At 42.2% G+C, this 14,550-nt stretch carries 11 protein-coding genes; 10 read left to right on the forward strand and 1 reads right to left on the reverse strand.

Annotated elements, in window-relative coordinates; translation table 11 throughout:
• The first annotated feature begins 5 nt into the window (after nucleotides 1-5).
• From BLS49_RS14460 to BLS49_RS14475, 4 genes are read left to right on the forward strand one after another with little or no spacing between them, the layout of a single operon-like run.
• Nucleotides 6-2,234 carry a TadE/TadG family type IV pilus assembly protein gene (locus BLS49_RS14460; protein WP_091231747.1) on the forward strand — a complete coding sequence of 743 codons (2,229 nt, stop codon included), beginning with the start codon at nucleotides 6-8 and terminating at the stop codon, nucleotides 2,232-2,234.
• Nucleotides 2,203-3,219, forward strand: coding sequence for a pilus assembly protein (locus BLS49_RS14465; protein ID WP_091231752.1), 1,017 nt, complete (start codon nucleotides 2,203-2,205; stop codon nucleotides 3,217-3,219). The genes BLS49_RS14460 and BLS49_RS14465 overlap by 32 nt, the downstream gene beginning before the upstream one ends.
• Before the next feature lie 38 nt (nucleotides 3,220-3,257).
• On the forward strand, nucleotides 3,258-3,764 hold the full coding sequence (locus BLS49_RS14470) for an A24 family peptidase (RefSeq protein ID WP_091231758.1): 507 nt from the start codon (nucleotides 3,258-3,260) through the stop codon (nucleotides 3,762-3,764).
• 35 nt (nucleotides 3,765-3,799) lie between these two features.
• Complete coding sequence (locus tag BLS49_RS14475) at nucleotides 3,800-5,404, forward strand: DUF6382 domain-containing protein (protein ID WP_091231761.1); 1,605 nt, start codon at nucleotides 3,800-3,802, stop codon at nucleotides 5,402-5,404.
• Between the two features lie 1,681 nt (nucleotides 5,405-7,085).
• Here the strand turns inward: BLS49_RS14475 and BLS49_RS14485 are convergent.
• Nucleotides 7,086-7,499 carry a DUF2621 family protein gene (locus BLS49_RS14485; RefSeq protein WP_091231802.1) on the reverse strand — a complete coding sequence of 138 codons (414 nt, stop codon included), beginning with the start codon at nucleotides 7,497-7,499 and terminating at the stop codon, nucleotides 7,086-7,088.
• A gap of 202 nt (nucleotides 7,500-7,701) precedes the next feature.
• Between BLS49_RS14485 and BLS49_RS14490 the strand changes: the two genes are divergently transcribed.
• From BLS49_RS14490 to BLS49_RS14515, 6 genes are all read left to right on the forward strand, one after another.
• Nucleotides 7,702-8,814: a deoxyribonuclease IV gene (locus BLS49_RS14490; RefSeq protein WP_091231767.1), complete on the forward strand. Its 1,113-nt coding sequence runs from the start codon at nucleotides 7,702-7,704 to the stop codon at nucleotides 8,812-8,814.
• A gap of 31 nt (nucleotides 8,815-8,845) precedes the next feature.
• Nucleotides 8,846-9,745, forward strand: a complete 900-nt coding sequence (gene purU, locus BLS49_RS14495) for a formyltetrahydrofolate deformylase (RefSeq protein WP_091231770.1) — start codon at nucleotides 8,846-8,848, stop codon at nucleotides 9,743-9,745.
• A gap of 159 nt (nucleotides 9,746-9,904) precedes the next feature.
• Nucleotides 9,905-12,283 carry a DUF7408 domain-containing protein gene (locus BLS49_RS14500; RefSeq protein WP_091231772.1) on the forward strand — a complete coding sequence of 793 codons (2,379 nt, stop codon included), beginning with the start codon at nucleotides 9,905-9,907 and terminating at the stop codon, nucleotides 12,281-12,283.
• Nucleotides 12,280-13,218, forward strand: a complete 939-nt coding sequence (locus BLS49_RS14505; protein WP_091231775.1) for an ABC transporter ATP-binding protein — start codon at nucleotides 12,280-12,282, stop codon at nucleotides 13,216-13,218. The genes BLS49_RS14500 and BLS49_RS14505 overlap by 4 nt, the downstream gene beginning before the upstream one ends.
• Nucleotides 13,205-14,215 (forward strand): ABC transporter permease, encoded by a 1,011-nt coding sequence (locus tag BLS49_RS14510; RefSeq protein ID WP_091231778.1) that lies wholly within the window; start codon nucleotides 13,205-13,207, stop codon nucleotides 14,213-14,215. The genes BLS49_RS14505 and BLS49_RS14510 overlap by 14 nt, the downstream gene beginning before the upstream one ends.
• A gap of 127 nt (nucleotides 14,216-14,342) precedes the next feature.
• The coding region (locus BLS49_RS14515; protein ID WP_483864716.1) for a transposase at nucleotides 14,343-14,550 on the forward strand (208 nt) is incomplete at its 3' end.

Raw genomic sequence — 14,550 nt, forward strand, 5'->3', positions numbered from 1 at the left:
AGGTGATGAATGATTTGCGCCGTTCAGAACAGGGAGCAGTAACAGTATTTTTTATCGTTATTTTTGCATCTATATTTGCATTTGTTGCTTTATTAATAGATTTTGCTCGGATTTTTGCACTGCAAGCGAAGGCAGAGGTGCTGGCTCATGCCGCTTCCCGTTCTGTAATGTCGTCGTATGATCAGCAGCTTCTGGAACAGTACGGATTGTTTGCTTATGGTGAGACGGACGGAAATTACATTATGTCAAAAGTGCTGCAAGATAACCTGGAGATGGCTAAACGAAGTGATGATTTGCCTGTTTTAGGAGCAAGGCTAGATTCGTCATCTGCAGAATTTCAGCGTCCACTTGGTATGTATAACGTATTTGAACAACAAATTCGTGAGCAAATGAAATATAAAGCTCCAATTGATTTCACCATAGAACTGATTAATCGTTTTAAACCGATGTCACAGGTAATGAAAGAAACGTCCAATACAGTAGATTTGCTAGGGAAATTGCAAAAACTATATGAACGTCGTGAAGCCAAATTTGATGCAATGCTGGAAAAGCAGCGTATGGTCGCCAAATTAGTTGAATCGGTTTCTACCGTTATTCCTCGTTCTGGCTCATATAGTGATTCGCAAGGTGAAGGTAGTTCTACCGCTTCAGATATTATGGCAGGATATAGTGATTTCGTTTATATGTATGAAGCAGATTTTGGTAGAGAGCCCTCAGAACAACAGTATATGAAGGAAATTAACGAATACAGGTATCAAGCTGGAAGGATGTTTGGCAGACTAGGCAATCTTCGGAAAGAGGCAGATGGGCTGCACGGAACATTGCTTAACGAGGCAAATGTACTGTTGACCGAGGCTCAAGACATCAATGAATTAATGAGGAAAACCATTGAGGAAGCGGAGCATCGTTCAGCTCAAGATGGATATAACGAGGTCTCTAGCATTCAAAGCACGAGTGGCAATGAATCTTTAGGCGACGGAGGCGAAATTGCCCAAATTAGAAAGAAGGGTCAGTCACTACTTGTGCCTGAATCCATGTTTGATGATTTTAGGGGAGATATCGATGGACAGGCTTCACAGTTTTTGAGACTCCAGAGTGCATCAGGCTCATTTTATTCTATGGAAGGTTTGGTAAGTTCGGCTTCTGCATCAGAAAGCTCATTACATTCGGCATTAAGAGAATTTGATAATGAGGTAGATCGCTATTTGCGTAAGTACTCGGATGCTGGTTCCAGTAATGTTCTGGATGAAAATAAGAGAAACCTTGATGGACATAGATCTTCTGATCAGGAGCGCAAGCAGATAGAACAACAAGCAAGCGGCAAGCTAAAGGAAGCTGCAAATCTGATGAAACAAATCAAGGATTTGAGGAGTAAGCTGGGAGACTATCAGAAGGAGTTCGATCAGTTGGAGTCCTACTATAACGGGAATCGAAATTTTAATTCTGCTGCGCTGGATTCTACTGGAACAGGTTACTCGGGAACTGATCAAAGAACCACTATTGATCCCTACGAAGCTGGAAGTGAAGCTATAGGTGGAATGGACCTGCTCTACGGTGGGTTATCCAATTTAATGAAGGGGATGTCAGATAGCTGTTTTCAGGGCGAATACATAGTTAGTTATTATGAATTGTTTGATATCAGCACATTAGATGAGCTCTTGAAAGAAAGTGGATCTCAGAAAATAGATACGTTATCGGATTCTTTTGCAGCAAAAAAGCAGGAAGTGGAATACATACTGTACGGCTTTCACAATCCGGTTGGCAACTTGGCTGCAGCATATGGTGAAATATTTGCAATGCGCTTAGCCATTCGGACAATGGAAGGATTAATCAAAAATGCAACCAAAGGACATCCACTCGTTATTTTGGCGGCGGCCTTATTGTATGGGGTAGAACATGCGCTAAAAGATATGCTTGATTTAGCAAAAGAAGGCAGCATCTATCTAAGTGATTTCCTGAAATTGAAGCTTAGCTATAGAGATCATTTACGAATCTTCTTGCTGCTTCATGGGAGGAGTGAGCAAAGACTTTCACGTATGCTTGCGGTTATCCGAAACAATACGGGGATTGCTCCTGATCAAAGGCCAACATATCTAAAGGGTGAAGTTACTGTGACCCTCCCGCTTTGGTTTTTGCCGGGTGTAGCAAAAGCTATGGGGGGAGCTGGAGTGTTAAAAGGAAGAGTGGAAGGAAGCACTTATTATGTCTCGAAACAAGCGGATTTCTCTTATTAGTAATGGTAGAAAATGCTGTTCTTGCTCAAAAGGGAGCATCGTGCTAGAGGCCGCTCTTGTTATGCCAGTGTTTGTTATCGTAATTTTTTTCTTTATTTACATGGTTCAGATGACCTTGTTATCCAGTCAAATGCAAATGGTGGCTTCTAATACCGTTAGAGAGGTGTCCACGAATATTTATCCTGTAGCGTTAGCAGTGCAGTCGTATGCACAAAAACAAGAGACCGGAACAGAGGGAGCGTTCGGAACGGAAGGGAAATCTACTCTAAATACAATGAAGTCTATATCGAAGCTGTCTTTATCAGAGTTGGCGTCACAATATGCCTCGTCTTTCCCTTCTCCAATTTCAGATTGGATAAAGGATGCAGCAGCCAAGGGCGACGAGCCGCTCAATGACTTGAAAAATCAGGTTGCCGAAAGTGTGCTTGATCCAGTCGTTAAGCCGATCCTGCATCCTTTTCTGGATGGAACATTGCTTAAGGAGGAACGCCTGCATGTGAGTCGGATATTTGTCCCTGATTTAAAAAAAGGTAAAACCCCTTATTTTGGTCTGGAAATTAGTTATGAGCTGCCTATACAAGTCCCGTTTATTGGGAGACGTATTGTTTTGCAGGCTAAAGCGGAAGAGCGGGTATGGATCGGAGATACAGATGAATTAAATAAGGATAGCAGTGGTGATGAGGGTACACAGGGGGAAGCAGCAATAGTACTCTCCAAACCAAGCCCCGCTTATGCTGGGCATAAGGCTATCGTAACAGCAAAGGTTGCCCCCGGTTCAACAGCAAAGCTGACGGTCTATTACAAAAGCGGGGTAAGTCAGGCCAAATATTTAGGCGAGGTTACAGCAGATGAGAACGGGATCGTGGAATGGAAATGGTTAGTCGGCGGCAATACTACGCCAGGCACTTGGACCTTAGTGATCGAGACGCAGGACGGTATAACGACTACTGCTAGTTTTAATGTTGAGAGTCCTAACAATAAGTAAATGATGAAAATAAATGGAGTGAAGGGAGTGCAGGTCTCATGCCAATGGAATATTGGGGATGCTTTTTGATGCTGTGTGCGGCTTTTGTCAGCGATATTAAAACGATGAAAATACCTAATTACATTACATTGCCCGGAATTTTAGCAGGGATTGCTTATCATGGAGTGATGTGGGGCTGGAGCGGGATGTTGTTTGCAATAAAAGGGGTAGGAATTGGATTTGGACTGATGTTTCTGATGCACATTTTTGGAGCTGTTGGCGGCGGAGACGTAAAGCTGTTTGCCGGAATTGGTGCTTGGACAGGAGTGTGGCTAACTCTTTCCATCATGATGTATTCCATCCTTGCTGCAGGGTGTCTGGGACTTATAGTCTTATTGTGGCGACGTGAAATGTTCAGTCGTATGCGGAGCTTGCTGCAAAATGTATTAGGAGCAGTCGTTACAAAAAACTGGAGTCCTATCGAATCCGGTTCAAATAAACAGCTGCAAATGCCGTTTATGCTTGCTGTGCTTCCGGGAGCGATTTTGGCAGTAACCTATATGTAACTCAAATTCATCATGTGGAAGGAAGTGATCGAGGGATGTCAAAGTTATGTACCGATTTTGATAGAAATGGCGGAACATACATGATTTTGAAGGGCGAGGAAATGATTCAGTCTCAGGACATCAATCATGTACAGCGTTCGATGCTGGCATCAGTAAATATACCGAATCTGCTGAAATTGGATGTCAGGGAAGTAGATTTTGAAATCAGTCTTCACTATGAAATAACGGGCAAAAGAATGCTATCGCAATGTCTGCGAAACGATAAGCTCAGTATGAACGAGTTCTATAATTTGCTCCTGCAAGTTGCAACCGTGTTGGATCATTGTAAGCAGTACATGCTGTCATCCTCCAACTACTTATTAGATGAGAACTACATTTATGTTGAAGAGCCGCTTGGTTCTGGGGGTTTATATTTTACCTACGTTCCTCTTAAGAAAAATTTTACATCAGAACCGCTAGGTAAATCACTAGTAAGCTTAATCACCAAAATGATGACAAGTGTTACGGAAATAGAAGGAAATGGAATTCAACAGTTATTGAGGTTTTGCTGTGATGATCTGTTTTCAATTCCAGTGTTTAAAGGTATGCTTTTGGAGTTTTTGGCAGGTAAGGAGACCGTGTCTAAATCACAGAGATCACCTAATCAGGCTGTTCAGCCTGCCATTAATCGTATACATTCAGGGGTTACAATAAAGGAATATATCGACACACCGCGGGGATTTGAGGAAGAGGCCGTTGCTGAAAATGTGCAAGATCATGATAAAGAAATTCAGATTGAAAAAGATAGCAGTCCATCAAAGTCAACGTATCTATTACTTGCACTTGTATTGATTGATGCACTCATTTGGAAGTTTCTATATTTTGATCGGCCTAACACCTCTGTATATATTAGCTTGGGGTTAACTATAATGCTTGTGGTTGTATTTTTTGTTGTTCGTAATGGAGCTGGAGCGATGTTTGAGTCTATATCAGATCGGATGTCTAGCATTTTCCGGAGACGAAGTCCCTCCTCTTTTACTGACCCTGAAGACGGAGGCTGGGGAATACATGCTGAAAAAGATAGCCGTGAATTGTCTACAAATTGGCGGTGGAATGATTCCGGTTCATTCACTTCATTAGAAGCAAAAAGGGGCATTAATTGGGATGATATTAAAAAGGAGGTAAATCAGCAGTATCAATCAGTATCCCATCCTCAGTTTGAACCGATTTCAGAAGCGATTCCGGAAAATTCATTTATGCCGTCGTCGTCTTCGATGCAAACGGTGCTGCTAGGCAAGCCAGCGACTTCGTCTCAAGGAGCAGCACCTGTAATTACATATTGCCTAGAACGTCATGGACAAAATAATGAAAGTTCAGGGCTGATTCAGCTTCATTTTGGAAGCTTTGTTATCGGACGGTCAGAAGATATTGTTCAATATGTGGAGACTGCGACAGGTGTGTCACGAGCCCATCTTGAACTAATGATCACTAGGGATGGCTGTACGATTAAGGATTTGGGGTCTAGAAACGGAACGAAATTGAGCGGGGAAGAGATAGCTCCGTATAAGGAATATTCTTTAGCGGTAGGGGATACATTCACTATAGCTGAGCAGGCTTATACATTACGGATTAGTAATAATAACATACAAAAGACGATGTAGAGTTGAACTGAACCCTTAATGTGGATGGTAAATGAAAAGAAATCTACTATTAGAAGGTGACTTTTATACTTTAGGATTAGTTTCTAGCTTTTTGAATTGTACTATAGTATATCGCATACTCACTGTCCCTTTCTCTTTAGATGCCGTAAGATGTACTTTTTGTAATAGATTACTATGTATAAATTTTAGAAATTATTAAAATCTAGTATTTTTTCAATAATTGTATTACCTCTTTTATCGAGGTTTTTGTTATTTCGAAATTTGTCTCTATGATGGCTAATTGCTGGATCGTAATTAATATATTTTTATAACTTAATGTGGCCATGTCCATCTGACTTGCTAGTTTTGAATTGATATTTTCATAACTATTTGTACCAGACCAATCCAATAAGTCATTTCCGATAAAATTAGTGTTAAAGGAAAATCTAATTATGATTTGTTTGGATTGATCTTGATTTTCATAGATGAATAGATGTGAGGTTGGTTGTACGTTTGTCATATTTCTTTTGCCATCAAGCGTTAAATTTTCTCTTTTACCGAAAGTCAGGTCTTTTTCAACGACAACAATATTTTCTCCGGAAGCAGCTTTAAGAGTAAAATCAGTTATATTTAGACTGTCTGCACCACCAATGTGGAATGGTTATTCGTGTAACATGTTGATCCTGCTTCTTGCTTACACTTCATGCTGGGTATCTCCATCGTATGTGGGATTTGCTCTAGGTCGCAACGTTTCCAGAATACAAGAGGTTTTTTATTTTCTTTCAAAAATCAATTAATTCATTGCGAGGATGGATCAATATAACATTAATGGTCCTTTTTGTGTTTTGAATTTATCATACATAACATTGTTTCAACAAGTAGAAATTGGGGGCATCTGATATTATTTAAAGGAATCCACCTAAAATATATTTTCGAAAATAATAGATACCAATTGATAACTTTTGCTTGAGTATTTTGAAATAATCTGACTCATTGATAAACAAGGGTTTGTGAACATAAAAAGGGGGCTGTCCCAAAAGTAGGTTTACTAGCTTCATGGGACGGTTCGCCTGATAAAAAGACATGTTAAAACTAGAAATAGCGGTGCAAGGAAGACGATCCCTGCACCGCTTGATCCCGCCACATTCCATGACCGTATCTGGGCGTTTTCAGCCTATCTCAGCACTTCGGTAGCAATAAAGGAAAAAAGTTCCCTTATTCCATCAGGATTCGCTCAAGATCATAAAATAAAGGAACTTAATTCCTCTATTTTGGTGATAAACGCTTGTTTTTGGCATTTTAGGGCAATTTCAGTAAGGATAAAGGAAAATACTTCCTTTATTTTCTTTAAAATCATCTCATTTTTGAATATAAAGGAGATTTTTTCCTCTAGTGTGTTCGATCTGCAATCCTCTGACTTCTCACGAATAAGCTAGCTGTACTATTTCACTAAAGCGCAATTTGGAAATTTGGGGGATCTTATTTTCATTCTAGGTGGTAACGCCTGGGCGTCATAGTTGTTTTTGTATGCTTTTCCTGATATCTTGCCCTTCCACTGCTAAAAAACAGCGTCCCTCAAGGTTATCTTAGATAACTTTTGGGACAACATCTTTTGTCAGAGGCTGCTTAACCTCCGATGACAAAAGGGCGAGATCAAGAGAAAAGCTAGACTCTGCATCGTGCTTTTCATCTTTTACATCGGTTATTTATCCATCAAATGACGATAAGGCTGATAATCAATCTGGTTTTTCTCCAGGAAAGTAACGAGAAATTTATTATCGCGTTTAGGTGTTGCTGATATGTAGCCTTTTATGCAGTGCTCTCTTGTAACTGCGGGGGCCTTCTCTTCAAGAGCGATTCTACCGATTTCGGCAGCGATGGAGTGTTTGGCAATGTCGCGGAATGCACTTGGAACAGGCTGAACGAGCATCGTGAGAAAATCCTTGGAATCATCAGTCCACAGGTGGCGGCTGCTTTCGACCCAATGATTTTGCCAGTCTAGCTTGGATTTTCCGTCTGCTTTAGGCAGCACCTTAAGAAATTTACGGAACATAAAGTAACCGCCAATCACCATAGCACCGAGCATAACAAAAGCCCAAAAAACGATGCTGTTCATAAAGAATCGACTTGGCCCCTCTGAAGCTAACAGGAAGGAAGCTGAATACAGCGAGCTAGAATATAACAATAGAGATCACCTCATAATTTGTCACAAAACATTCAATTTGATAAGAATTATACCGTATTTCTTTATTTATTTCGATATTCAAGATAAAATAAGCTTGTTTAGCGATTTAATGTCCAAAAGGGGGAAATACAAGATGCTTAAAATTGGTTCTCATGTCTCGTTCTCGGACAAAGGGCTGTTAAGTGCGACGAAGGAGGCTGTTTCTTACGGCTCCAGTTCGTTCATGATATATACCGGTGCACCGCAAAATACACGGCGTAAACCGATTGATACGATGTTTATTGAAGAAGGCAATGAGGCGATGGCGGCTGCCGAGATCGGTGAGATTGTCGTACATGCGCCGTATATTATCAACCTTGGCTCATACAAATCCAGTACGTATCAGCTTGCGGTAGATTTTTTGCAGGAGGAAATCCGTCGTACACATGCGCTTGGTGTTCGGAATATCGTACTGCATCCGGGTGCTTTCACCGATAAGGATGCTGATTACGGCGTAGAGCGAATTGCTGAAGGGCTGAATGAGGTGCTTAACGGTACCAACGAGACTGAAGTGAACATTGCGCTTGAAACGATGGCGGGAAAAGGTACCGAGATAGGACGCAGCTTTGAGGAAATTGCAGCGATTATCGATAAAGTACAGCATAATGAGAGATTAACGATTTGTATGGATACATGCCATATTCACGATGCTGGATATGACATTGTAAATGATCTGGACGGCGTTCTTCGCAAGTTTGATGATCTGGTCGGGCTGAACCGGATTGCGGTGGTTCATATTAACGATAGTAAAAATCCGATTGGAGCTCATAAGGACCGTCATACACCGATTGGTTCGGGCTGGATTGGCTTTGATGCGATTAATCGTGTCGTTCATCATGAGGCTCTTGCGGGTCGATCGTTTATCCTTGAAACACCATGGGTAGGTAAAGATGCAAAAACACAACGTCCGATGTATGAAGTCGAAATTGCACTTCTGCGTGGGGATGTAGCTGGTCGCTTTGGTAATGGCTTCATTAGGGAAGTAGAAGAGTTGTCTTCTTTCTTTAAGAAACAAGAGATTGATCCACGTGCATTTGTTCTGGATATCTGGAGCCTGCTTAAAAATGATGCCAAAGCAAAAAAAGCTGATCCACGCGAGCCTTTGGAACGTCTTTTTGATCTTGTAACCGAAGCCAGCTTGTTTCCGAATCTTTCGGAAGAGCAAATCAATCATCGACTGATTGCCTGGTTAGCTTCTGCTAAATAGAACTATAGATTATTGGGGGGCATCATACTAAATGGATACGCATATTAAGAACAGCACTCAGCCTGTTAAACCATATGAGGAGAATCGGGCGCGCATGCTCATTTCTTGTCCTGATGGACCTGGACTTGTAGCAGCAGTTTCACAATTTTTGCATGAGCATGGAGCAAACATTGTTCAGTTCGACCAGTATACCATGGACCCTGAGGGCGGCATGTTTTTCATGCGCGTTGAATTTGATCTTGATCAGCTGGATGATCGTTTATCCAATGTAAGAGCCGATTTTGCAGCTATTGCTGACAAGTTCCAAATGGAGTGGAAGCTTTATCCGTTGAAGCAAAAGAAAAAGCTGGCAATCTTTGTATCGAAGGAGGATCATTGTCTTGTTGAGCTGCTCTGGCAATGGCAAGCAGGCGATCTTGACGCAGAGATCTCTATGGTAATTAGTAATCATGCCGATATGAAGGAATATGTGGAATCCTTCGGTATTCCTTATTACCATATTCCTGTTACGCCGGACACGAAAAAAGAAGCTGAGCAGAAGCAGCTTGAAATCGTTGCTGACAAGGTGGACCTCATCGTTCTGGCCAGATACATGCAAATCGTATCCCCAGCGCTTATTTCACCTTATCGCAACCGGATCATCAACATTCACCATTCTTTCCTTCCTGCGTTTGTAGGAGGTAAGCCGTATGCCCAAGCATATGAACGCGGGGTGAAAATTATTGGCGCTACAGCTCACTACGTAACGGAAGAACTCGATGGAGGTCCAATTATCGAGCAGGACGTTCAGCGTGTCAGTCACCGTGATAACGTAAACGAATTGAAGCGGATCGGTCGTACCATCGAGCGCGTCGTTCTCGCAAGAGCTGTTAAATGGCATGTTGAGGACCGGATTCTTGTTCATCAGAACAAAACGGTAGTATTCAACTAGAAGTCGCAATAATAGATGCGTAAATAGAACCGTACAGACGATAAGCTCGGGCTGTGCGGTTTTTTGTTAGATTATGACTGTTTTCGCTAGAAAGAGTAACTTTCTGAGGAAGTTTGCCGTTATAAAAAGAAAGAAGCAGAAATGAAGGGGGAGAATTTCTTGGTAGGTCAATTGAAAAGGATCATACCTATGTTCGTGTTGATCACTATGATTGCTGCGGGACTTTGGGGAGCTGCTCCGGCTTACGTATCAGCTGCAGAGCCTGCGATCAGCATTGAAACGGAAGTAGGCTATGGTGAAAATTATAAGGAGAATGAATGGACTCCGATTACGATTACTTTAAAAAGCGATGCCGACATTTCGGGTGAAATAGTTGTTCGAGCAGAGTTACCGTATATGCAGGGAAGCGTGTCCCAGATCAAGCAGGTCGACCTTCCGGCAGGTACGCCGAAGAAGATCACGGTCGGAGTAATCGGTAACAATTTTACCAAAGATAATACTACGATACGTTTTTATAGTGGCTCGGCAGAATCGGGTAAATACATACCGTTTTCTTCAGGTAAAGCGTATTTGCAATCTGCTTTCAATCAAGGTGCAGTAATAGGTGTACTGGCTTCTGATCCAGACACGATGAATTTTTTGCGTGCGCTTAATGATAATGGAAGAAATGTTACAGTAACCTCGCTCAAGGGAGATCAACTGCCCAATGACGGTCAATACTTAAGCTCCCTGGATGTGCTGGTCGTTAACAATTACTCTATGGATACTTCTACAGAGGGGCAGTTGGCTGCTATTTCGGATTGGGTGAAAAGAGGCGGTACACTCGTATTAGCTGGTGGAGCTGGATACACAAAAAGCGTAAAAGGGCTGGAAGCTCTGTCACCTGTGGAATTTACCGGAACTACCGAGGTTAACGCATTGCCTGAATTGGCCAGCCTTGGAGGCAAGGCGTTGTCTATTGATCATCCTTTGACTATCTCGACGGCCACACTCAAGGATACAGCATCCACTATACTCTCTAACGGAAATGAACCCTTATTTGCTTCATGGAGTGTAGGAAAAGGTGAAGTGCTATATGCAGCATATGACGTGTCTCAGGATCCACTGGATAGTTGGAGCGGCCATGCTGGTGTATGGGGTTCTGTTCTGAGCAAAAAACTGTTGTCTAACGCTGCTTTTCAAGGCGGCAACTATAAATATGCTTATGTGAATTTCAGATCGGGCATGGATTATTTGCTGGACTATTTTCCTTCATTAACTTTCCCCCCATTTTCACGCTTGTTTTGGATATTTATTGCATATGCACTAGTAGTAGCGCCTGCCCTATATTATATTCTGAAAAAGTTAGATAAACGTGAATGGGCATGGGTATGCATTCCAGTGATTGCTATTGTGGCCAGTGTCGGAATTTATTTTGCAGGAACTACCGGAAAAACTAATGTGCGCACGCACACAATCAATGTGATGGAACTGGATAGTAACGGGTATGCCAAGCGAACAACAGCATCCTCATTGTTTGTACCGCGAGGCGGTAAGTATGAATTGCAGTTTGCAGCTGGAACGCACGTGACGTTGAAACGTGAGGACGGGTTGATCACGGGCAATAGTTTGAGCAATTCTGCAAGGGAATTCGTAAGAGAACAAGAGGATGCAACGGATGTTAAGTTGCTGGATATGACTCATCGTTCTATTGCTAAAGTATGGGTTGATCAAGCGGAGAACAGAGAATTTGGTAAGCTTGATATTGTTATGACTTATGATGAAAAGGGACAGCCTCAAGGCACGATAACAAACAATACGGACCGTAATTTTAGCAACACTGCCCTGATTGTTGGGGGCGATTTGTACATGATCGGTAATCTTGAAAAAAACCAATCAAGTCCCATTCCTTCGAATAAAATTCCTGTTCGATATGGTAATTACGGGGATACTGCCTTTCCGTACACTGGTAACAATCGAAATGATCCACACCAGCGGGAACGTGGGCTTATGAATAATTATTTAGGTAGTAATTCAGAATTTAACAATGTAATTATTGCTTGGGATCAAGCGGTAATAAGCGATTATAAAGTGAATGGTAAAGAGGTGCCAACAGAGCAGCTAAATATGTGGGTACAGCAGGTACAGCCTCAATTTGTAAATGACAAAAATGAAATACAGGTTCCTTTTGGTTACATTCGAGGAGGCATCAGCAACATTACTGCAAGTGAGTGGAGCCAAGATAGCTCTATAGGAATCAACATGTCCGAAGGTGATATGGATTTTGAGTACAATTTAACTGCCATAGGCCATAGCGCCAACTTGTCGGAGCTTAATATCAGACAACAGAATAACGGACAGCGGACAACAGCGATGATCTGGAATAATACCATGAATAACTGGGAACCGCTGACATGGGTTAATGGGCAGGTAGCCATTACGGAGAAAGTGGACGACTATATTCAGAATGGTTCCAGGCTGTTAATCCGTATTACGGCGAGTGAATGGACCAGCTTTGATATGCCCGAAATTTCCCTGAAAGGAAAGATGAGCCGATGATAGAAATTCAGAACTTAACAAAAACATACGGCAATTTCGAGGCGTTAAAATCTGTGAATTTGTCTATCGACAAGGGGACGGTTTTTGGATTTGTCGGTCCTAACGGAGCTGGGAAAACGACGACAATGTCCATTCTTGCTACGTTGTTGCTGCCAACATCAGGTATAGCGAAGGTAGGCGGGTTTGATGTGACCGAGCATCCTCATGAAGTACGCAAAAAAATCGGATATATGCCGGACTTTTTTGGAGTATATGATCAGTTTAAGACGACTGAATATTTGCACTTTTATGGCGCCAGTTATGGGATTGCTCGTCCGGAGCGGGAAAAATTAATACCTCAGCTGCTGGATCTGGTCAACCTGAGTGATAAAAAGGACTCTTACGTCGACAGTCTCTCACGGGGGATGAAGCAGCGGCTGTGTCTTGCGCGCTGTCTTGTGCATGACCCGGATGTTCTCATACTGGATGAGCCAGCGTCAGGATTAGATCCACGGGCTCGCATTGAAATGCGCGAAATCCTGAAGGAGCTTAAGCTCATGGGCAAGACAATTATTATTTCCTCTCATATTTTGCCTGAGCTCGCGGAAATGGTAGATGAGATCGGCGTAATAGAGCATGGGGCGATGGTTGCCCAAGGCAGAGTATCCGATATTCAGAACCGCTTACGTGTGAAAAGAGTGCTGCACATTCGCGTAATCGATCGTGCTGAGGAATTAGCTGCCCGAATTCGTGATGAGGCACATGTCAGTCAAGTATTTAGCGATGCAATGGGTATCCATGTTCAGTTTACTGGCGGAGATGCTGAGCAATCTATTTTACTAGGCAATATTATTGCATCAGGTTTTCAAGTCATCTCCTACAATGAGGTTCAGAGCAATCTGGAGGATGTATTTCTGGAGATTACGAAAGGTGGGTCTCACGATGAATTGGCGTAAAATGCTCATTAATCCCGTACTGGATAAAGAATTCAGACTTCGTATGAGAACGCCTCGTTCGGCATTCTCCATGCTTGCTTATATTCTCGTAATGGGCCTTCTTGCTATGGGAATTATTTATGTCGCGACAAGCAGCGGTTCAAGTCAAATGGGACGCGTTGATGCTGGCGTTAGCCGAATGATTTTTTATGCACTTAGTATGGCTCAGCTTGTATTGATTGCTTTTATGACCCCTGCATTGACCGCAGGTGTAATTAGTGGAGAAAGAGAAAAGCAGACCTTGAATATGCTGCTTACGACTCAGCAGAGCTCATCTACTATCATTCTTAGTAAGCTGATTTCCTCCTTAAGCTTCATGACTCTTATCATATTGGCCACGCTTCCGGTGTACAGTATTGTGTTCCTGTATGGCGGAGTGTCGCCGAAGCAGCTTGTACTTGTGTTTTTGTTTTATTTATTCGTTATGCTGCTGCTAGGATCGATAGGCGTATTTTTTTCGACTCTGTTCAAGCGGACGATGCTGTCGGTCATTATGACGTATGGAGTAGGGTTAGTCATTTTTCTGGTCACAGGACTTGTGTATATACTATCGCTTGGCATTACTCAGTCGAATATGTATGCAACTGGTTCACAACCGCCGCCGTATTCATGGATCGGCTTTATTCTTGGACTTAACCCAGCTGGTGCACTGATCAGCATTTTTGAACCTTCCTTTTCAGATACAGTTTTTTTGGTTCAGGGCAGCAACCTGACGGCATCTGCACCGATTGAGCTGTGGCTGGAGTTTCTGATTTTTTACAGCATATTAATCGTATTGTTCATTTGGCTCGCTATTCGCTATATTCGTCCGGTCAGTCGGAAAAAGAAAAAGTCGATCGATCAGGGGCCAAGAGAGGAAAAGGCGGAAGCGAAGGAAGACTCTCAGGGTACTCAAGGGTCTCAAGGTATTCAAGAATCACAAGAATCACAAGAATCTCAGGGATTTCATAATCCGTAGAACTCAAAGGTCCTTATGGCCTGAAAGCATGCAATTATCAGACTGTTGAAAAAGTCATTATTTCACCAAATCACCGCGTTAATATGGTATAATATCTATATAATATATGCCAGAGAGCGGTGATTTTATGTTGTTTACAAATGATACAAACCCTCAATTAGAGTATGAACTGGTCTGCTTGGAGCAATTAGTTCCTCAAGATCATCTTTTGCGCAACATCGACAAATATATCGATTTTAATTTCATTATTGATCTGGTTAAACCTTATTACTGTGAGAACAATGGGCGTCCCTCCCTAGATCCCATCGTATTCTTTAAAATGCTACTGCTTGGTT

This window comes from Fontibacillus panacisegetis, from assembly GCF_900102215.1.
GTDB lineage: Bacteria > Bacillota > Bacilli > Paenibacillales > Paenibacillaceae > Fontibacillus > Fontibacillus panacisegetis.

What these genes read in the sequence shown, in the direction of transcription:
- BLS49_RS14460 (WP_091231747.1), top strand. Translation starts at nt 6, where the DNA reads ATGAATGATTTGCGCCGTTCAGAACAGGGAGCAGTAACAGTATTTTTT.
- BLS49_RS14465 (WP_091231752.1), top strand. Translation starts at nt 2,203, where the DNA reads ATGTCTCGAAACAAGCGGATTTCTCTTATTAGTAATGGTAGAAAATGC.
- BLS49_RS14470 (WP_091231758.1), top strand. Translation starts at nt 3,258, where the DNA reads ATGCCAATGGAATATTGGGGATGCTTTTTGATGCTGTGTGCGGCTTTT.
- BLS49_RS14475 (WP_091231761.1), top strand. Translation starts at nt 3,800, where the DNA reads ATGTCAAAGTTATGTACCGATTTTGATAGAAATGGCGGAACATACATG.
- BLS49_RS14485 (WP_091231802.1), bottom strand. Translation starts at nt 7,499, where the DNA reads ATGAACAGCATCGTTTTTTGGGCTTTTGTTATGCTCGGTGCTATGGTG.
- BLS49_RS14490 (WP_091231767.1), top strand. Translation starts at nt 7,702, where the DNA reads ATGCTTAAAATTGGTTCTCATGTCTCGTTCTCGGACAAAGGGCTGTTA.
- purU (WP_091231770.1), top strand. Translation starts at nt 8,846, where the DNA reads ATGGATACGCATATTAAGAACAGCACTCAGCCTGTTAAACCATATGAG.
- BLS49_RS14505 (WP_091231775.1), top strand. Translation starts at nt 12,280, where the DNA reads ATGATAGAAATTCAGAACTTAACAAAAACATACGGCAATTTCGAGGCG.
- BLS49_RS14510 (WP_091231778.1), top strand. Translation starts at nt 13,205, where the DNA reads ATGAATTGGCGTAAAATGCTCATTAATCCCGTACTGGATAAAGAATTC.